Raw genomic sequence first — 396 nt, forward strand, 5'->3', positions numbered from 1 at the left:
ATTGTTCACCTCGGTGCCGAGCAGCGCGACGAAGCCGCCGCCGGCCGTGACCGACGTCGGCGGATTGGTCGTCAGCAGCGCCCCCTTCTCGACGACGACGCGGCCGCCCGCGCCGGAGAAGCTCGGCGTATAGCTGACGCCGCTCTGGGTGGAATAGATGCCCTTCGTCAGAAACTGGGCATCGGTGATGTTGGCGGTGGACRCGATCAGCGAGCCGACATTGACCTGGCTCGCGCCGCCGAAAATGATGCCGTTCTGGTTGATCACCAGCACCTGGCCACTGGCACGGATGTTGCCGAGAATCTGGCTCGGGCCGACATTCCCGGTCACGCGGTTCAGCGCCGTCCAGCCGGCATTGCCCTGCTGGTCGAAGGTCAGCGTGGTGCGCGCACCGAC

General features: G+C 66.3%; 1 protein-coding gene. It reads right to left on the reverse strand.

The features are described from left to right. Positions 1-396 (reverse strand): two-partner secretion domain-containing protein (locus AB4Z37_RS33010; protein ID WP_441520886.1); only part of this gene is annotated, 396 nt, incomplete at both ends.

Source organism: Bradyrhizobium sp. 2TAF24 (assembly GCF_052115025.1).
In the GTDB taxonomy this organism is placed as follows: domain Bacteria; phylum Pseudomonadota; class Alphaproteobacteria; order Rhizobiales; family Xanthobacteraceae; genus Bradyrhizobium_A.